Origin of the sequence: Sphingomonas albertensis, from assembly GCF_014358075.1 — a bacterium.
In the GTDB taxonomy this organism is placed as follows: domain Bacteria; phylum Pseudomonadota; class Alphaproteobacteria; order Sphingomonadales; family Sphingomonadaceae; genus Sphingomonas; species Sphingomonas albertensis.
The window spans coordinates 45,366-62,354 of sequence record NZ_JACONT010000024.1 but is presented as its reverse complement, the minus strand read 5'-3'; the positions used below and the strand labels follow the sequence as shown (position 1 = coordinate 62,354).

Sequence of the window (16,989 nt, the reverse complement as noted above, 5' to 3'; positions counted from 1 at the left end):
ACTTCACGACCGTCACGTAGTTGATGTCGCGCATCGCCTGCATCATCGGCCCGTCCCACTCGGGCGGGCACACGATCGAACCGATCGCCCAGCCCATGATGTCGACATCCTGTTCCTCCAGCAGCGCCTCGAACCAGTCGAGCTGCTCGGGCGTCCAGGTCCGGCCATAGGTGGCGAAGAAGCCGCCGATCATCATGTCGGCTTCGCGCGTGCCGCGGTGTGAGCTGCGAAAGCCCAGGCGCTTGAGGCGGGTCTCGTGGTCCATCGTATCTCCAAACACGAAGAGCCGGCGACCCGCTGGCGGCGGGCGTCGGCTGGGCTATAGAGGCCAGATAGTCATGCGACCCGAAATCCTCAATCCGCTGTTCGCCGAAACCCTCGTCCTGAAAGGGGTGGGACCCGCGATCGCCAAGCCGCTCGACCGGCTCGGGCTCGCGCGCGTCATCGATGTCGCCTTCCATCTGCCGACCGGTTACGTCGATCGCCTGCCGCGCACCGAGCTGATGTCGAGCGACGTCGGGCGGATCATCACCATCACGCTGACCGCGCGCGACTATCGGACCAGTGCGGGGCGCGGGCCGACGCGCGTGCAGGCGACCGACATGCACGGCAATTACGTGAGCCTAGTCTTTTTCGGTGGCAGTTCGGGCTGGGCGAAGAAGCTGCTCCCGATCGGCGAGGCCAAGCGGATCTCCGGCCGGCTCGACGAATACGGCCAGGAATTGCAGATCGTCCATCCCGACATCGTCGAGCCGGACGAGGAGTTGCGCGAGCGCGAGCCGATCTATCCGCTGTCGGAAGGCCTTACGTCGCGGCGGCTGGCGGCGCTGACCGCGCAGGCGGTCGCGCGCGCGCCGGACCTGCCCGAGTGGATCGAGCCGGGGCTGAAGGCGAAACGCGAATGGCCCGGCTGGCATGAGTCGCTGGAACGCATCCACGCCGACCCTTCGGATGCGAAGGCGAGAGAGCGGCTGGCGTATGACGAGGTCTTCGCGAACCAGCTCGCCATGACGCTGGTCCGTGCTGATACGCGCAAGCGGCGGGGGCGGGCGCTCCACGGGGACGGCCGTCTGCGCGATCTGCTGAAGCTTCCCTACACGCTGACCGGCGCGCAATCGCGGACGGTCGGCGAGATCGAGGGTGATCTCGCGCAGACCGCGCCGATGCTGCGGCTGCTGCAAGGCGATGTCGGATCGGGCAAGACTTTGGTCGCGGCGATGGCGATGCTGATTGCCGTCGAGGCCGGCGCGCAGGCGGCGATGCTCGCCCCCACCGAAATCCTCGCGCGGCAGCATTACGAGACGCTGCGCAAGACGCTCGCCGGACTGCCGATCGAAATCGGCGTGCTCACCGGCCGCGACAAGGGGCGCGTGCGGGAAGCAATATTGATGGCTCTGGCGAGCGGCGAGATCGACATCCTGATCGGCACGCACGCGATCTTCCAGGATGCGGTCGGCTACAAGGACCTCGCGCTGGTGGTGGTAGACGAACAGCACCGCTTCGGTGTCGCGCAACGCATGACGTTGCAGGCCAAGGGTGTCGCGCCGCCGCATCTGCTGGCGATGACCGCGACGCCGATCCCGCGCACGCTGACGCTGGCGCAATATGGCGAGATGGACGTCAGCCGCCTCGACGAGATGCCGCCCGGCCGCCAACCGATCGAAACGCGCGTGATCTCCGAGGACCGGCTCGACGACGTGGTCAACGCGCTCGGCCGGCATCTGGCGGATGGCGGCCAGGCATACTGGGTGTGCCCGCTGGTCGAGGAGAGCGAGAAGAGCGACCTCGCCGCCGCCGAGATGCGCGCCGAGACGCTCCGCGCCCGCTTCGGCGACAAGGTGGCGCTCGTCCACGGCCGCATGAAACCCGCGGAAAAGGACGCGGTGATGGCCGAGTTCTCCGCTGCCCGCACCTCCGTCCTCGTCGCCACTACCGTGATCGAGGTCGGCGTCGACGTCCCTAATGCGACGCTGATCGTGATCGAGCACGCCGACCGCTTCGGCCTCGCCCAGCTCCACCAGCTTCGCGGACGGGTAGGGCGCGGCACCGGGCGGTCGATCTGCCTGCTGATGCGCGGGTCGTCGCTCAGCGAAACGTCGCGCGCACGCCTAGCCCTGATGCGCGAGACCAACGACGGCTTCCGCATCGCCGAGGAAGATTTGCGCCTCCGCGGTGCCGGCGAACTTCTCGGCACGAAACAGTCGGGCGAGATGGCGTTCCGGCTCGCGACGCCGGACATGATGGCCGACCTGCTGCAATGCGCCCATGATGACGCGCGTCTATTGATCGACCGCGATGGCGGGCTGGAGGGGCCGCGGGGACAGGCGGCGAGGACAGCCCTCTATCTGTTCGACCGCGATGCCGGTGTCGCGTTGTTGCGATCGGGGTAAGGCCTGTTGCTTTAGTGCGCGCAGGAAGACACGGGGAGCCCATGGCTGCGCTTTTCCCGATCATCATCGTCCTGCTCGCCGGCATCGGCCTGGCTGTCCAGCCGCCGACTAACGCTGCATTGGCCAAGGCTTCCGGTTCGGTCTGGCTCGCGTCGCTCGTTTCGTTTGCGATGGGGACTGCTATTCTGTTCGCGATCTGGGCGGCGGCCGATCGGACGATGCCGGCGACCTTAAAAGGGGCACCGGGCTGGGCTTGGCTCGGCGGGCTGTACGGCGCATGCTTCGTTGCCGCGCTGGCCTATGCATCGCCGCGCCTTGGGCTAGCATCCGCCTTGACGATCGCGGTCGCTAGCCAACTCGTGACCGCGCTGGTGCTCGACCGGTTTGGTCTGCTCGGACTCACCGCCCAGCCGATCAGCCTTATGCGCGTCGCGGGTGTCGTGCTGGTGATCGGCGGCGTGCTGCTCGTCCGCGCCGGCTGAGCTCAGCTATTGCGGACCATCACGGTGAGCATGACGTAATAGTCGGACAGCGGGATCGTCCGTTCGAGTTCGCAGCCAATCCGCCCGCCCAGCGACCAGCGCACGATCGCGTCGACGCCGCCCAGGATCGGGAGGGCGATACGTAGTCGGTCGCCAGCCGCGGGCGCCCCTTCGCAGCGCGCCATCAGGCCGTTCGCGGACATGTTGACCAGCACCAGCTTTATGCTGCGCCCGTCGCCGTCGATCGCATGCGTGCGGTGCATCACCTCGTCGCGTGGCTCGCCGCGATGGTCTCGAACAGCCGTGGCAAAGTTTCGCATCGGATGTTCCTCGGTTCTCTAGGACTTTCGGCTTAACGGCCTCGCGGTGAACCTCGGGCGAACGGACATCCCTAACAGCATGTTTGCCATAACCAAATTGCGCCCGTTACGAGGGGGTTAGCATTCCGTGCCGCTTTTTCCCGAGGCTCAGGCGGACCGATGTCGCGACGTCGATCGTGGCGGTCGGCTCCTTGATGGCCTCGCCATCGACGCGCACGGCACCCTCGGCGATTTTCCGTCGTGCTTCGCCGTTGGAGGCAACGAACCCCAGCCCGACCAGCGCTTCGACGATGCCGATCGAGCCGCTCGCGACCGGGTAGCTCGGGAGCGAGTCGCCCGAAGCGCCCTCCTCGAAGGTTTTGCGCGCCGTTTCCGCGGCCTGTTCGGCGGCGGCGAGGCCGCGGCACATCGCTGTCGCTTCGTTGGCAAGAACGATCTTGGCGGCGTTGATTTCGGCGCCTTCCAGCGCCTCCAGCCGGGCGATCTCGTCGAGCGGGAGGTCGGTGAACAACCGCAGGAACCGGCCGACGTCGCGGTCGTCGGTGTTGCGCCAGAACTGCCAGTAATCGAAATTCGGCAACTGGTCCTCGTGCAGCCAGACCGCGCCCGACATCGTCTTGCCCATCTTGCCGCCGTCCGCAGTCGTGATCAGCGGGGTGGTCACGCCGTACACCTCGGTGCCGTCCATCCGGCGCGAGAGTTCGATGCCGTTGACGATGTTGCCCCATTGGTCCGAGCCGCCCATCTGCAACCGGCACTCGGCGCGGCGCGACAGTTCGAGGAAGTCGTACGCCTGCAGGATCATGTAGTTGAATTCGAGGAAGCTCAGCGACTGTTCGCGATCGAGGCGGAGCTTCACGGAGTCGAACGCGAGCATCCGGTTGACCGAGAAATGCTGGCCGACGTCGCGCAGGAACGGGATGTATTCGAGCGCGTCGAGCCACTCGGCATTGTCGAGCATGATCGCGTCGGTCGGCCCGTCGCCGAAGGTCAGGAAGCGTTCGAAGATGCGACGGATCGAGGCGACATTGGCCTTGATCCCGTCCTCGCCGAGCAGCTTGCGCGCTTCGTCCTTGAAGCTCGGGTCGCCGATCTTGCCGGTGCCGCCGCCCATCAGGACGATCGGCTTGTGCCCGGTCTGCTGGAGGCGACGGAGCAGCATGATCTGCACGAGGCTGCCGACGTGGAGCGACGGTGCGGTCGGATCGAAGCCGATATAGCCGGGCACGACCTGCTTGCCGGCGAGCGCATCGAGCGCGGCCGCGTCGGTCATCTGGTGGACATAGCCGCGCGAGGTCAGCGTGGTGAGCAGGTCGGACTGGTAGGTCATGCGAGCGCGACTAGCATGCGGTCCGACGTCCGTCATCCCGGCCACAACGGTCATCCCAGCGAAAGCTGGGATCTTTGTGGGGCGAGTGCCGGGGCTCGAGCAGGGATATCCCAGCTTTCGCTGGGATGACGATGAGGGGCTTGGGTACGGTGCTGGGGGGAATCAGCTTCGTGGCAGTTGCGACGTCGGGTCGACGGGGGTGCGTCCCTTGCGCAGTTCGAAGTGCAGTTCCGGGCGATCCGCGAACCCGGTGTCGCCCGACAACGCGACCGTCTGGCCGCGCTTCACGCTCTGCCCGCGTTGCACGAGCAGCTTAGACGCGTGGCCGTAGACGCTGGTCCAGCCACCACCGTGTTTGATGATCACCAGTCCGCCGAGCGCGGCAATGCCGTCGCCGACATAGGCGACGACGCCGTCCGCCGCGGCATGGATCGGCGTCGACATCGGCACCGCGATCTTGATGCCGTCGTTGCGTTCGCCGCTCGCCCCGGGGCCGAAGCGCTTCACGACCCGGCCATCGACCGGCCACAGGAACCCGCCACTCGCCAACCGCGCCGGGCCGGTGACGACGGCGTTGGACGGCAGCACGCGGCGCGGCGTCGCGATCGGTTTCGCCGGCGCCTGGTTGCTCGCCAGCGCGGGCTCGCCGCCGGTCAGGATGTCGTCGATGTCGAGCGTGAAGGCCTGCGCGCGTTCGGACGCGCTGGGCCTGCCGCCGCCGGGTGCGTCGGGGATCAGGACACGCTGGTCGGCGCGCAGCACATAGGGCTCGACCAGCGCATTCGCCGTGACAATCCGCGACCATTCGACGCCGTAGGCGCGGGCGATCGCGATGCCGGTCTCGCCGCGCCGGACCTGGTGATAGCGCCCACCCGGGATGCTCAGCCGCTCGCCTGCGTCGATCGTATAGGGCGATTCGAGATCGTTTGCGCGCGCGATGGCTTCGAGGCTCGCGCCGCTGCGATCGGCGACACGGCTCAGCGTATCGCCGGGCTGGACGACATAGGTCGTTTCGGGAATCGTCTTCGCATCCGCGCGGACCTGACGTGCCTCCCATGCGGGACGCGGCGCGGGCAGGGTGGTCACTTCGCCGGTATCGCGGCCGGGACGATCATCGGATCGGTCCTGCGGTGCGGCCTCACCCTGCCGCGGTGGCGGGGTATCGCGCTGGGCAGGTGGATTTCGGTATGGGCGCTGAGGACGACTCTCCGGAGCAAGCTGTCCATAGCCGGCGGGGCGTTCGACCTGGGGAATGCACGCGGCAAGCCCGAGCAACGGCAGCACCGCTACCGCCGCCAGGAACCGCGCACGCACCATCACCGATAGGCCCGGGCGAGCATGTCCAGCGACTCGGTATGTGTCAGGTCGAGATGCAGCGGCGTCACCGACACGAACCCGTCCGCGGTCGCCTCGAGGTCGGTCGCGTGTGCGGGTGTCTCGACGGTCCTGCCGAGCGCGAACCAGTGATATTCATAGCCGCGAGGATCGGTGTTGCTGACGATCTGCAATCGCCCGTAATCGCGCAGTCCCTGACTGACCACGCGGACGCCCTTCACCGCGTCGGCGGGGCCGGCGGGGAAGTTGATGTTGACCAGCGTCCGCGGGGCGAGCGGCGCGTCGACCAGCGGACGCAACACGCGCTCGCCCCAAGCCGCCGCGGCCTCGAACGGTACGCTGTCGCCCATGCCTTCGCGGCTGTAGATCTGGCTCAGTGCGATCGAACGAATGCCACCCAGTGCCCCTTCCATCGCCGCCGAGACGGTGCCCGAATAGGTCACGTCCTCGGCCAGGTTGGCGCCGCGATTGACGCCCGACAGGATCAGGTCAGGCGGGCAATCCTTCATGATCTTGGCGAGCGCCATCATTACCGCATCGGTCGGCGTACCTGCGACCGCGTACCGCTTTTCGCCATGCTTCCGCACGCGGATCGGCCGCGACAGCGTCAGGGAATGGCCCGCGCCCGATTGCTCCTCGGCCGGTGCGACCACCCAGACATCGTCGGACAGCGTCCGTGCGATCGTCTCTAGCACCTTGAGGCCGGGCGCATAATAGCCGTCGTCATTGGTCAGCAGAATCCGCATCAGCGCTTGGGCTCCAACAAGGTCAGCCCGCCGAGATACGGCTGGAGCACAGCAGGCACGGCGACCGAGCCGTCCTCTTGCTGGTAATTCTCCAGCACCGCGACCAGCGTCCGGCCGACCGCGAGCGCGGAGCCATTGAGCGTGTGGACGAACCGCGTGCCCTTCTCGCCCTCTGGCCGATAGCGTGCGTTCATCCGGCGCGCCTGGAAATCGGTGCAGGTCGAGACGCTGCTGATCTCACGATAGCGCGCCTGGCCCGGCAGCCAGACTTCGAGATCGTAGGTGCGCGCCGCGGTGAAGCCCATATCGCCGGTGCATAGGAGCATCCGCCTGAACGGCAGCTGCAACGCGTCGAGCACGCCCTCCGCGCACGCCGTCATGCGCTCGTGCTCGGCCTCGGACATGTCGGGTGTGACGATCGAGACCATCTCGACCTTGTCGAACTGGTGCTGGCGAATATAGCCGCGCGTATCACGCCCTGCCGCGCCCGCCTCGGAGCGGAAGCACGGCGTCAGCGCGGTGAAGCGGAGCGGCAGTTCCGCCTCGCTGAGGATCTGCTCGCGAACGATGTTGGTGAGGCTCACCTCGGCTGTCGGGATCAGCCAGCGGCCATCGGTCGTCCGGAACAGATCTTCCGAGAATTTTGGCAGCTGCCCGGTGCCGAACACGGCTTCGTCGCGGACGAGCAGCGGCGGCGAAACCTGTTCGAAGCCTGCCTCGGACACGTGGTCCAGCATGAACTGCCCGAGCGCGCGCTGCAGCTTGGCGGCGGGCCCGCGAACCAGCGTGAACCGCGCGCCGGACATCGCCGCGCCCGTCTCGAAATCGAGGCCGAGGGCAGGGCCGATCACATCATGCTCGCCCGCCGTGAAGGCGAAGGTCGTCGGCGTGCCGCGGGTATGGACGAGCGCGTTATCGTCCTCGCCGCCGCCTTCGGGTACGTCCCCTGCTGGCAGGTTGGGGATCGCGGCCAGCATGTCGCCGAGTTCGGCACTCAGCCGTGCCTCGTCTGCCTCCAGTGCCGGCAGTGCTTCCTTCAGGCTCGCGACTTCGGCCATCAGCGACTGCGCCTTGGCCTCGTCCTTCTGCGCCTTGGCTTGGCCGATCGCCTTCGACAATTCGTTGCGCCGCGTCTGCGCGCTTTGCGACTCCGCGATCGTCGCGCGGCGCTGCTCGTCGAGCGACACCAGCGAAGCGGATTGCGAGGCCACGCCCCGCTTGGCGAGGGCGGCGTCGAAGGCGGCGGGATCGTCTCGGATCAGGCGTATGTCGTGCATTGCTGGGCTATGCCGACCGCCGCGGGCGTACGCAAGGCGGCGCAACCTCCCCGGTACGCGGCGCGTTCACCCCCTGTACGCATAGCGAAAAGGAGAGACCCGCATGCATCTTCCCCACAACTCCGTTGTGCTTGTTGCGGACGGCCGGAAAATGCTGTTCCTGCGCAACGAGGGAGACAATGAATTTCCCAATTTTGTCGTCGAAAAGGCCCAGGAGCAGGACAATCCGGCCACCCGCGACCAAGCGACCGACTCCGCGGGCCGCGCCTCGTCTCCGCAGGGTGGCGTACAGAGTTCGGTCGAGCCGACCGATTTCCACCAGATCGAGGAAGATCGCTTCGCTGCGGACGCAGCCGACTTCCTGAAGATGGGTGCGCTGAAGAACAAGTATGATTCGCTGATTGTCGTCGCGCCGCCTAAAACGCTTGGCGAGTTGCGCAAGCATTACCACAAGGAAGTCAGCAGCCGCCTCAAGGGCGAACTCGATAAGGACCTGACCGGGCATCCGATCAAGGATATCGAGAAGGCGCTCCAGAACGCCTGACCACGGATACAGAAAAGGCCCCGTCGGAGCATATCCGGCGGGGCCTTATTTCTAAGGTATTCCAGTGCTTAAGCGGCAATCGCCTTTGGCTTGGCAAAACGCTTGCGCGCCACCAAGGCTGCTGCTGCCGCACCGAACAACAATATCATCGGGGGCGCAGGAACAGGCGCAGGTGGACCTCCGCTCGAACCCGTGCTGCCGCTCGAACTGGCGCTGCTCGCGCTGCTGGCACTACTCGCACTGCTTGCGCTCGATCCGCTCGAACTGGCTGACGAGGCGCTGCTGCCCGATGAGGCGGAACTGCCGGACGATCCGTTGGAGCTCCAGCCACCGTTGGAATTCCACCCACCGTTCGATCCCCACCCCTTGCTGCTCGACCCATAGCCCGAGGAACTTGCGCTGCTGGCGGACGATGCCGAAGACGCTGAGGAGGCCGATGACGCGCTGCTCCCCGAGGACGACACATCGCCACTAGAGCCGCCCGAGGCCGACGAGACATTGCCGCTGGAACCGCCGGTCGAGGTCGACCCACCGCTCGACGTGGACGAGATCACGATGCTGCCACCCGATCCGCCGCTGCCGCCGAATCCGCCGCCGAAACCACCACCCAGTCCGCCGCCGAAAAAGCCGCCGCTGCCGCCGACCACGATCGGCGCGCCGCCGGCACCGCCGCCACCGATGAACCCTTCGCCGACCGGCGCGGGAACCGGCGTTGCGCCCGCCACAGTAACGATCGTGGGCGCGCAGGTTGTGCGCGTCGTGGTGGTGACGCGGCGAACACGCGGTCGCGCTGCTGCGACCTGAGGACGTACGACCCGCTTGACGAGCACGCGCTTGGCGTTGGCGGTTCGCGTCGGGCGCTCGGCCACGTGCACGGCACCACCGCCGATCAGGGCACCTCCACACGCGCACGCGCATAATTTGGCCAAGGCCATCCGCACCGACATATCGTCACTCTTTCGTTGCCGGCACCCTTGTGTTGCCGGATCCCCGCCTGCAGCATTGGTTTACCGCTATCCGACTAACTGCAAAACAAACCGTTAAGCGCAAGCGGATTAACCATATTCGAAATGGTAAATGAACCATTTATGCGACGGTCGATACCCAAGCCGAGCTTAACGTGCCGGGCTGGGACACAAGTCGAACGAATGTGGACCATGTCGCCGGCTACCACGGAATCGTGGATAGTGCGGCGGTGTGAAACCTTCGTGAGTAGTAGTGTTATAAAATGTCGAAAACGGACGCGGATGCGCAAGTCGCGTCGCTTGTGGTCCCAACAGCGTGCGACTATAGGCGCTTTCACCATTTGGGGGCGGCTTCTGGAGATCGGCGAGGTCGATCCGACGGGGCCAGAGGGAGAGTGGTATGGCGACCGTGATGAATCGTATGGACGATACCGGCAATTTCAATCGCGACCCGGCGAACGACGGGGGGCCCGACGGGTATCGACCCGAACCCGACGAGCCGTTCATGAGCCTGAAGCAGCAGGCGTATTTCCGCCGAAAGCTACAGGATTGGAAGGACGCCATCCTGCGCGAATCGCAGGAAACGCTCTCGCAACTCCAGGTCGATTCGCTGCGGGAAGCCGACCTTACCGACCGCGCCTCGAGCGAGACCGACTGGTCCATCGAACTGCGTACGCGTGACCGGCAACGCAAGCTCGTGTCGAAGATCGAGGCGGCGATCCGCCGGATCGACGAGGGCGAATACGGTTATTGCGAAGTGACGGGCGAGCCGATCAGCCTCGCACGGCTCGAAGCCCGGCCGATCGCAACGATGACGGTCGAGGCGCAGGAGCGTCACGAGCGGAACGAGAAGGTATCTCGCGAGGACTGATAGCCCGGTCCTCGGTTTGGCGCGGACTTGCCGACGCGGACTTGGCCGGCGCGGACTTGTATGTCTCCGATCAGCCTTTACGGCTTGTCAGTACGACGAACGGACGAGGTACAGGATGCGAATGGCCAGCTTCTACCCCAGCGTCGACCAGTGCATGGGCGTTCGTAATGAGGCGTCGGTCGGTCCGGGACATGGCCGGCTATGACGCGGCAAAGCGACGTCTTAAGCGGTGCCGATATCGATGGCGGCAAACGACAGCGTTCACGCGACAGTTTGGTCCTGACGGCGCAAATTCGCCTTGATCGTGAAACAGGTCTTCGGGAAGTGCGGGTTCGCAATCTGTCCGCTGGTGGGCTGATGGTCGAACTCGACGAAGACGCCGACGTCGGAACGCCGGTCATGATAAAATTGGAGGGCATCGGTGAGGTCGACGGCAAGATAGCGTGGTGCACCGAAGGCCGTATGGGGATCGCGCTCGATTCGCTGATCGACCCCGACAAGGTGCCGAGACCGTCCGGATCAGGGAAATCACCGACCAATCAGGCTTAGGGCTGGGCAGGCTTTTTTCCGAAGCCCGAGCAGTGTTGGTCGCGGAATTGCAATGAAATCGCCCCCCGGAGCTTGGCCGGGGAGCGGTAGATATTGCCGGTTACAGGCTGACGATCTCTTCCTTCAGACGCAGTTTCTGTTTTTTGAGTCCCGCCAGCAATGCCGTGTCAGGCAAGGGACGATGGATCTCCTCGGCGATCCGCCGATCCAGCACGGCGTGCTTGGTTTCCAAAGCTGTCTGATGTGTCGTCTGCACGGTGGGATACCTCCTGCATTCGGGTTGGGAGACCGAGTAAACCACCGAGTCACGGAAATGTCTTCATCGGAAATGGATCATATCGATGATCGAGCCTTTTCCAGCGACGACCCGTTCCGATCTCGATTGCGGCGATTTGAATGGACCCGTGACGGTTTAGCACTCGCGCGCCCCGCCGCATTTGCTAAGTACGGCGTCAGGTTAGCGGCATCAACCGGGGGACAAGGTGGACGACGCACAGGCCAGGATACGACTTGACGCAATGCGGACCGAGCACCGCGACCTCGACGATGCGATCACCGCACTGGCGATGACCGCCGTTCCCGATCAATTGCAGATGGCGCGCTTGAAAAAGCGCAAGCTGCGTCTTCGCGATGAGATCGCCATGATCGAAGACCAGATGATTCCCGATATCATCGCCTGACACGGCGTCGCCGACGCGCGGCCAAATTGACGCATTCCGGGACACTGCGCGGTTACCGGTGCATTAACCTCGCTGTCGGACCTCGAGTCCGTGTGGCATCGCCGATGACGATGACCCAGACCAGCCATGAACTGCTCATGCAGCACCGCCTGATCGATGCGCTTTATAACGAAGCGATGCTGCTGGCGGACGAGGCACGGGACTATTTCGACGAGGCCGGCCGAGTGGATCGCGAAGCACTGGATCCCCCGGTTCGGGTGAGCTTCAGTTGCGAGTCGCTCAAGGTGACGACCCGGCTGATGCACGTGATCGCATGGTTCCTGACGCAGCGTGCGGTGCGGGCAGGGGAGTTGCGTGCGAGCGACGCGCTGGATCCTGGGCGGCGGTTGGGCGATGCGCCGTCGACCGATCAAGCCGTAATCGACGTCCTCCCGAGTCTCGCCCGCCGCCTGGTCGAGGCGAGTATCGATCTGCATCGGCGTGTCGCGCGGCTGGATATGGCGCAGGATACGCCCGGCATGATCGTCAGCCCTGCGCTATCGATGCAGAACCGCCTCGCCACCGCATTCTAGACGTATGTGACGCCCAAAGGGGGGCGGCGGCAGCGGCGGGTCGTCTCGTCCTAGAGCGCCAGCCGCGCCCTCGCCGCGCGATACTCGCGTTCGAGCCGGTCGACGCGGAGCGCCACCGTCTCGACCTCCGTGACCGCGCCAATCCCCTGGCCCGAGCCCCAGATATCGCGCCAGGCCTTGGGTTTCGATCCGTTGCCGCCGCCGAAATCCATCGTCTTCAGATCGCCTTCCGGCAACGCGTCGGGGTCCATCCCCGCGGCAACGATCGAGGCACGCAGGTAATTGCCGTGCACGCCGGTGAACAGGTTCGAATAGACGATGTCCGACGCACGGCCGGCGACGATGCCGTCCTTGTACGCCTGATCCGCATTCGCTTCGCTCGTGGCGATGAACGGCGATCCGATATAGCCGAAGTCCGCCCCCATCGCCTGCGCCGCCAGGACCGCATCGCCGGTCGCGATCGATCCGGACAAGGCGAGCGGGCCGTCGAACCACTGGCGGATCTCCTGGATGATCGCGAACGGCGACAGTCGACCGGCATGACCACCGGCGCCTGCCGCGACGGCGATCAGGCCGTCGGCGCCTTTCTCGATCGCCTTGCGCGCGAACCGGTCGTCGATCACGTCGTGCAGCGTGATACCGCCCCAGCCGTGCACGGCCGTGTTCAAGTCCTCGCGCGCGCCAAGCGAGGTGATGACGATCGGCACCTGCCACTTGGCGCAGGTCGCCAGGTCGCTTTCGAGGCGGTCGTTGGACTTGTGGACGATCTGGTTCACCGCGAAGGGTGCTGCCGGGCGATCGGGGTTGGCGCGGTTATGCGCGCTCAGTTCCTCGGTGATCCGGTGCAGCCATTCGTCCAGCATCGCCTGCGGCCGGGCGTTGAGCGCGGGGAACGACCCGACGATCCCCGCCTTGCACTGCGCGATCACCAGTTCGGGACCCGAGATAATGAAGAGTGGCGACCCGATTACAGGCAGTCGCAGATTTTTTAGAATAGCGGGTACGGTCATGTCCGTTTGCTAGCGCAACTCCGCGGCGCGGGCTAGATGTATCGTCGCCGAGAGTGCAGCGCCCGGATCACAGCAACGGCAGGGCACGTGCGAGGGCATCCATGTCCGCCATCGTATTGAACAGGGCCGGCGTCACGCGGACGCACGAGCCGGCGGCGGGTCCGTCGCGGTGCACGGTGAAGATCCGGAACCTGTCGAGCAGTGTCTTTGCCAGCGCCACATTGTCCGCGCTGCTGGTCTTGCCCGCGATCCGGAACGACGTGATGCCGCCGTGCAGCGCGGGATCGTGTGGTGTCAGGATTTCGATGCGGGGCACGTCCTTGACCTGATCGACCCAGCGGTTGCGGAGGGCGGCCAGCCGACCGGCGCGGCGCGCGCCGCCGATTTTCGCCTGGAAAGCAAGCGCGGCCGGCACGGTCAGCGGCGCGGCGAAGTCGATCGTGCCGGTATGGATCCGCGCCTGGATCGTGTCGCGGTCCGACGCAGGATTGGCGGGGTCACGGTCGATCGCGGAAAGTGCGTTGCGGCGGACATGGATCGCGCCGACGCCGAGCGGGGCGCCCAGCCATTTGTGGCAGTTGATACCGACATAATCGCAGTCGAGATCGGCCAGCGTCATATCGAGCTGACACCAGCTGTGCGCGGCATCGACGATCGTCGCGATCCCGCGCGCGCGCGCCATCGCGGCGATCTCGCGTACCGGCAGGACCAGGCCGGTACGATGGCTGAGATGCGTCAGCAGGATCAGTTTGAGACGTGGGTTCGCTGCCATTGCCGCGGCATAGGCATCGATCAGCGACTGGCGGGTCGCAGGCTGCGGCAGCGCGATCCGCACGACCGACACGCCGCGGCGTGCCACGAGACTGTCCATGCACGCCTGCATGCTGTCGTAATCAAGATCGGCGTAGAGAACCGCATCGCCCGGGATCAGGCGGTTATAGCCCAGGATCAATGCCTTGAGCGCTTCGGTGGCGTTGCGGGTGAACGCGATCTCGTCGCGGTGGACATGCAAGGTGGCTGCAAGCCCATCGCGTGCGGCGGTCCAGTCCGCGATCATTCCCCTGCGCGTATAATAGCTCGTGTCGCGGTTCACGCGTTCGACGTTTCGCTCGTACGCGTCGAGAACAGGGCGGGCCATCATGCCCCAGTTGCCGTTCTCGAGATGGACGACCTCGCGCGTCGAATCGTATTGCGCGGCGACGCCCTTCCAGAAGGGTTCGTCATCGACCGCGCTGGCCGGAAACGCATTGGCTCGCGCGATCGGAAGCGCGGCGGCACCCGCGAGAAACAGGCGGCGATCGATGATCTGCACCATCAGAACTTCATCCCGACCCGCGCGTAATATTGTCCGCCATCGGTGTCGTAGGGCGCATTCCGCGAATAGATCAGACCGCGGACCGCCTGGTTCGTCGCCTCGGCCGGATAGGTGTTGGCGACGTTCTCAGCGCCGATCCGCAGCGTGAAATGCTCGTCGAACCGGTAGCTGGCCGATACGTCGAACAGCGCGATCGAGCCGAACCGCTGGAACAACTCGCCCGTCGCGTTGCCGGTTACGTCGGTCCACGCGCCGTAATAGCGGCCGCGTGCCAGGAACGAGACCGCGCCAATGTCGTAGCCGATCGTCGCGGTGCCGTTATGCTGGGGGAGGCGCTCCTCGAAAATGCGGCGTTGCGTATCGTTGGGGATCGCCGCGCTGACGCCGCTGCGAACCTTGGTCTGGTTGTAGTTGTAGGCGAGGCTCAGGCTGGCGCGGCCCGGACCGACGCGATGCGCATAGGACAGCACCGCATCGATCCCGCGGGTGCGCGTGTCGAAGTCGTTGGTGAAGTACGAGACCGCGGTGAAGCGCTGCGGGTTGGCGAAACTCGCCGGCACCGCGAACGTCTGCGACTGGCTGAAGCGGTTGTCGACGTCGATCTGGTAGATATCGATCGAGCCGGTCAGCCCGAACCGACTCTGGAAGGTAAGCCCGGCGGTTGCAGTCTTCGAGGTTTCGGGGGTCAGCGGCTTGGCGCCGAGCGCGATCGCCAGCGGATCGCTGGGCGACAGGCGACCCTGGTTGAATACCTGGAGCGTGGTGGTGTCGAGCCCTTGCGTGGTCTGCGCCGTGTTGAGCTGTGCCGGAGTCGGTGCGCGGAAACCGGTCGAATAGGTTCCGCGTGCGGCGATGCCCTTGATCGGTTCGAACCGTGCGGACAATTTGTAGTTGAAGGTGTCGCCGAACGCGGAGAAATCCTCGTAGCGACCCGCGGCACCGAGCGTCACCATCTCGACCGGTTGCCATTCGAGATCGACATAGCCGGCATAGCTGGTCTGATCGAACGTACCCGCGAGGCTCGGGCTGAAACCGGGAAAGCCGTTCGAATTGGGCGCGAGGCCCGTCGCTGCGCCCGCGCCGATGGCGTAGGACGCCGGGTCGCCAGCCGAAACCTGATACGTTTCGCGCCGCCGCTCCGCGCCGAACGCGACGTTGACAGGATGTGCGGTGCCGACCGGCAGGCGATAGACGAAGTCGGCGTTGAGGTTGAACTCGCGCTGTTCGAGCTGGCCGAGATAGAAGCTGGTGGGGCTCGCTGGCCCGAGCGATGCGTTCAGGCTCTCGTTTAGCGTGTAGGCGATCCGGCTGCGGCCGACCGCGGCGGAGAGATCGTAGCTGAACCGATCGCTCAGATCGCCGCGTAGTCCGCCATCGGCCTGGTAATCGCTGAACGTGGTGCCGAACCGCGGGGTGAAGCCGACCGGGTAGATGTTGCGGAACGAGAAGCCGGGAAACGCGCTGGTGGCATTGTAGACGCTGCCGGTGCCGGCGGGATTGCGCCAGTTGAAGTCGGTGACGCCTTCGCCCTGCTGTGCGGTGCCGAACACATAGAGCGTTGCGGCATCGGCGAGTGCGTAATGCGCGTCGATCGCGCCGCGGATACGCTCCTCGTCGGGCTGGCCCCAGCGCTGCACCGGGTTTGGAACGACGAGGGTCGGGTTGGCCGCCTGGAAGGCGATGGCGTCGGGCCGCTGGCGGGTCCGCGAGGTCGCTTCCGAATGATCATATTCGCCGGTGACGACGATCGCACCGCGGTCGCCGAGCGCGATGCCGCCGCGCGCGCCGGTCTGATATTCGTTGCCGTCGCCTTTGTAATATTGCGAGACCTGGCCGAATGCCTCCATGCCGGCGGTGTCGTCGAGGATGATGTTGACGACGCCGGCGATCGCATCCGACCCATATTGCGCCGACGCGCCGTCGCGCAGCACTTCGATCCGCTTGATCGCCAGTGAGGGTATGCCGGCCAGATCGGGGGCCTGAGCGCCGCGCGTGCCGAGCAGCGCCGACCGGTGATAGCGCTTGCCGTTGACCAGCACGAGCGTCTGGTCGGCGGAGAGCCCGCGCAACGTCGCCGGCCGGACGAAGGCCTGGCCGTCGGCGGCGGGCAGGCGCTGGACGTTGAACGACGGCAGCAACTGCGCCAGCGTATCCGACAGGTCGCCCGAGACACTCGATCGCACCGCGTCACCCGACAGGACGTCGACGGGGGCGAGCGTGTCGAATTGGGTTCGCGACCGATCGCGCGTGCCGGTCACGACGATCTGGCCGTCTTCCGCGACCGTGTCGATCGAGGCATCGGCTGCAGCCGGTGGTAATATCGTCTGCGCGAAAGCCGACGAACTGGCGATCAGCGCGATCAACGCGCTGCCGGTGATGAATTTCATAAGGCCCCTGGGGTTTGCCGACATGGGTCCGTCGGTTCGCACCGCAGCCGCTAGTCGCCGGGTGATGCGTCTTCGTGACGGAACGGATGCAGTTTTGTGACTTTGGACACAGGAGCGGGGTCGCGCAGGGTCGTACGTTCGGTGCATCCCGATCGCACCGCAATGCGTTTGCCCCTCGTCCACCTCGCTGGTCGGGGGGGCATCCTTCACGTGCGG

19 protein-coding genes are annotated in these 16,989 nt (G+C 65.6%); 9 read left to right on the top strand and 10 right to left on the bottom strand.

Annotated features, from left to right (window positions below):
* On the bottom strand, window positions 1–265 hold a 265-nt coding region (locus H8S47_RS12010; RefSeq protein ID WP_107955663.1), incomplete at its 3' end, for an FAD assembly factor SdhE.
* Window positions 266–338: 73 nt separating this feature from the next.
* Between H8S47_RS12010 and recG the strand changes: the two genes are divergently transcribed.
* Together recG and H8S47_RS12000 are read left to right on the top strand one after the other, a co-directional pair.
* The gene (gene recG / locus H8S47_RS12005) at window positions 339–2,390 is read left to right on the top strand and encodes an ATP-dependent DNA helicase RecG (protein ID WP_187504095.1); all 2,052 of its coding nucleotides are present in this window, start codon (window positions 339–341) and stop codon (window positions 2,388–2,390) included.
* A 41-nt stretch (window positions 2,391–2,431) separates the two neighbouring features.
* Complete coding sequence (locus H8S47_RS12000) at window positions 2,432–2,872, top strand: DMT family transporter (protein WP_187504094.1); 441 nt, start codon at window positions 2,432–2,434, stop codon at window positions 2,870–2,872.
* Window positions 2,873–2,874: 2 nt separating this feature from the next.
* Here the strand turns inward: H8S47_RS12000 and H8S47_RS11995 are convergent, their stop codons facing one another.
* The 5 genes from H8S47_RS11995 to serS form a co-directional block, all read right to left on the bottom strand.
* Entirely contained in the window at window positions 2,875–3,192 is a 318-nt protein-coding gene (locus H8S47_RS11995) for a PilZ domain-containing protein (RefSeq protein ID WP_187504093.1), read from the bottom strand.
* 106 nt (window positions 3,193–3,298) lie between these two features.
* Window positions 3,299–4,522: a tyrosine--tRNA ligase gene (tyrS, locus tag H8S47_RS11990; RefSeq protein ID WP_187504092.1), complete on the bottom strand. Its 1,224-nt coding sequence runs from the start codon at window positions 4,520–4,522 to the stop codon at window positions 3,299–3,301.
* A 162-nt stretch (window positions 4,523–4,684) separates the two neighbouring features.
* Window positions 4,685–5,839, bottom strand: a complete 1,155-nt coding sequence (locus H8S47_RS11985) for a M23 family metallopeptidase (RefSeq protein ID WP_187504099.1) — start codon at window positions 5,837–5,839, stop codon at window positions 4,685–4,687.
* On the bottom strand, window positions 5,839–6,603 hold the full coding sequence (surE, locus tag H8S47_RS11980; protein ID WP_187504091.1) for a 5'/3'-nucleotidase SurE: 765 nt from the start codon (window positions 6,601–6,603) through the stop codon (window positions 5,839–5,841). Before surE ends, H8S47_RS11985 begins: the two co-directional genes overlap by 1 nt.
* The gene (gene serS, locus H8S47_RS11975; protein WP_187504090.1) at window positions 6,603–7,880 is read right to left on the bottom strand and encodes a serine--tRNA ligase; all 1,278 of its coding nucleotides are present in this window, start codon (window positions 7,878–7,880) and stop codon (window positions 6,603–6,605) included. The genes surE and serS overlap by 1 nt, the downstream gene beginning before the upstream one ends.
* Window positions 7,881–7,983: 103 nt before the next feature.
* Here serS and H8S47_RS11970 point away from each other — a divergent pair, with 103 nt between their 5' ends.
* The 5 genes from H8S47_RS11970 (at window position 7,984) to H8S47_RS11950 (ending at window position 10,809) form a co-directional block, all read left to right on the top strand.
* Window positions 7,984–8,424: a host attachment family protein gene (locus tag H8S47_RS11970; protein WP_187504089.1), complete on the top strand. Its 441-nt coding sequence runs from the start codon at window positions 7,984–7,986 to the stop codon at window positions 8,422–8,424.
* Window positions 8,425–8,514: 90 nt separating this feature from the next.
* Window positions 8,515–8,808, top strand: a complete 294-nt coding sequence (locus H8S47_RS11965; protein ID WP_187504088.1) for a hypothetical protein — start codon at window positions 8,515–8,517, stop codon at window positions 8,806–8,808.
* Between the two features lie 114 nt (window positions 8,809–8,922).
* Window positions 8,923–9,228, top strand: a complete 306-nt coding sequence (locus H8S47_RS11960; protein WP_187504087.1) for a hypothetical protein — start codon at window positions 8,923–8,925, stop codon at window positions 9,226–9,228.
* A gap of 561 nt (window positions 9,229–9,789) precedes the next feature.
* Window positions 9,790–10,260: an RNA polymerase-binding protein DksA gene (dksA, locus tag H8S47_RS11955; RefSeq protein ID WP_187504086.1), complete on the top strand. Its 471-nt coding sequence runs from the start codon at window positions 9,790–9,792 to the stop codon at window positions 10,258–10,260.
* A 201-nt stretch (window positions 10,261–10,461) separates the two neighbouring features.
* The gene (locus tag H8S47_RS11950; RefSeq protein ID WP_187504085.1) at window positions 10,462–10,809 is read left to right on the top strand and encodes a PilZ domain-containing protein; all 348 of its coding nucleotides are present in this window, start codon (window positions 10,462–10,464) and stop codon (window positions 10,807–10,809) included.
* A gap of 100 nt (window positions 10,810–10,909) precedes the next feature.
* Here the strand turns inward: H8S47_RS11950 and H8S47_RS11945 are convergent, their stop codons facing one another.
* Window positions 10,910–11,065 carry a YdcH family protein gene (locus H8S47_RS11945; protein ID WP_187504084.1) on the bottom strand — a complete coding sequence of 52 codons (156 nt, stop codon included), beginning with the start codon at window positions 11,063–11,065 and terminating at the stop codon, window positions 10,910–10,912.
* 262 nt (window positions 11,066–11,327) lie between these two features.
* On the opposite strand from H8S47_RS11945, the gene H8S47_RS11940 reads away from it, so the two are divergent.
* Both H8S47_RS11940 and H8S47_RS11935 read left to right on the top strand, forming a co-directional pair.
* Window positions 11,328–11,489 carry a YdcH family protein gene (locus H8S47_RS11940; RefSeq protein ID WP_214655055.1) on the top strand — a complete coding sequence of 54 codons (162 nt, stop codon included), beginning with the start codon at window positions 11,328–11,330 and terminating at the stop codon, window positions 11,487–11,489.
* A gap of 110 nt (window positions 11,490–11,599) precedes the next feature.
* On the top strand, window positions 11,600–12,061 hold the full coding sequence (locus H8S47_RS11935) for a DUF1465 family protein (protein ID WP_235982817.1): 462 nt from the start codon (window positions 11,600–11,602) through the stop codon (window positions 12,059–12,061).
* Between the two features lie 50 nt (window positions 12,062–12,111).
* On the opposite strand, the gene H8S47_RS11930 is transcribed toward H8S47_RS11935, so the two are convergent.
* The 3 genes from H8S47_RS11930 to H8S47_RS11920 form a co-directional block, all read right to left on the bottom strand.
* Complete coding sequence (locus tag H8S47_RS11930) at window positions 12,112–13,071, bottom strand: NAD(P)H-dependent flavin oxidoreductase (RefSeq protein WP_187504082.1); 960 nt, start codon at window positions 13,069–13,071, stop codon at window positions 12,112–12,114.
* A gap of 67 nt (window positions 13,072–13,138) precedes the next feature.
* Entirely contained in the window at window positions 13,139–14,377 is a 1,239-nt protein-coding gene (locus tag H8S47_RS11925; protein WP_328805514.1) for an aminotransferase class V-fold PLP-dependent enzyme, read from the bottom strand.
* Between the two features lie 8 nt (window positions 14,378–14,385).
* Window positions 14,386–16,773, bottom strand: a complete 2,388-nt coding sequence (locus tag H8S47_RS11920; protein WP_187504080.1) for a TonB-dependent receptor plug domain-containing protein — start codon at window positions 16,771–16,773, stop codon at window positions 14,386–14,388.
* Between the last annotated feature and the right edge of the window lie 216 nt (window positions 16,774–16,989).

Coding starts and splice junctions, on each gene's coding strand:
- recG (WP_187504095.1), top strand. CDS start 339: ATGCGACCCGAAATCCTCAATCCGCTGTTCGCCGAAACCCTCGTCCTG.
- tyrS (WP_187504092.1), bottom strand. CDS start 4,522: ATGACCTACCAGTCCGACCTGCTCACCACGCTGACCTCGCGCGGCTAT.
- dksA (WP_187504086.1), top strand. CDS start 9,790: ATGGCGACCGTGATGAATCGTATGGACGATACCGGCAATTTCAATCGC.
- H8S47_RS11995 (WP_187504093.1), bottom strand. CDS start 3,192: ATGCGAAACTTTGCCACGGCTGTTCGAGACCATCGCGGCGAGCCACGC.
- H8S47_RS11985 (WP_187504099.1), bottom strand. CDS start 5,839: ATGGTGCGTGCGCGGTTCCTGGCGGCGGTAGCGGTGCTGCCGTTGCTC.
- H8S47_RS11970 (WP_187504089.1), top strand. CDS start 7,984: ATGCATCTTCCCCACAACTCCGTTGTGCTTGTTGCGGACGGCCGGAAA.
- H8S47_RS11935 (WP_235982817.1), top strand. CDS start 11,600: ATGACCCAGACCAGCCATGAACTGCTCATGCAGCACCGCCTGATCGAT.
- H8S47_RS11930 (WP_187504082.1), bottom strand. CDS start 13,071: ATGACCGTACCCGCTATTCTAAAAAATCTGCGACTGCCTGTAATCGGG.
- H8S47_RS11920 (WP_187504080.1), bottom strand. CDS start 16,773: ATGAAATTCATCACCGGCAGCGCGTTGATCGCGCTGATCGCCAGTTCG.
- surE (WP_187504091.1), bottom strand. CDS start 6,603: ATGCGGATTCTGCTGACCAATGACGACGGCTATTATGCGCCCGGCCTC.
- H8S47_RS12000 (WP_187504094.1), top strand. CDS start 2,432: ATGGCTGCGCTTTTCCCGATCATCATCGTCCTGCTCGCCGGCATCGGC.
- serS (WP_187504090.1), bottom strand. CDS start 7,880: ATGCACGACATACGCCTGATCCGAGACGATCCCGCCGCCTTCGACGCC.
- H8S47_RS11950 (WP_187504085.1), top strand. CDS start 10,462: ATGACGCGGCAAAGCGACGTCTTAAGCGGTGCCGATATCGATGGCGGC.
- H8S47_RS11940 (WP_214655055.1), top strand. CDS start 11,328: ATGCGGACCGAGCACCGCGACCTCGACGATGCGATCACCGCACTGGCG.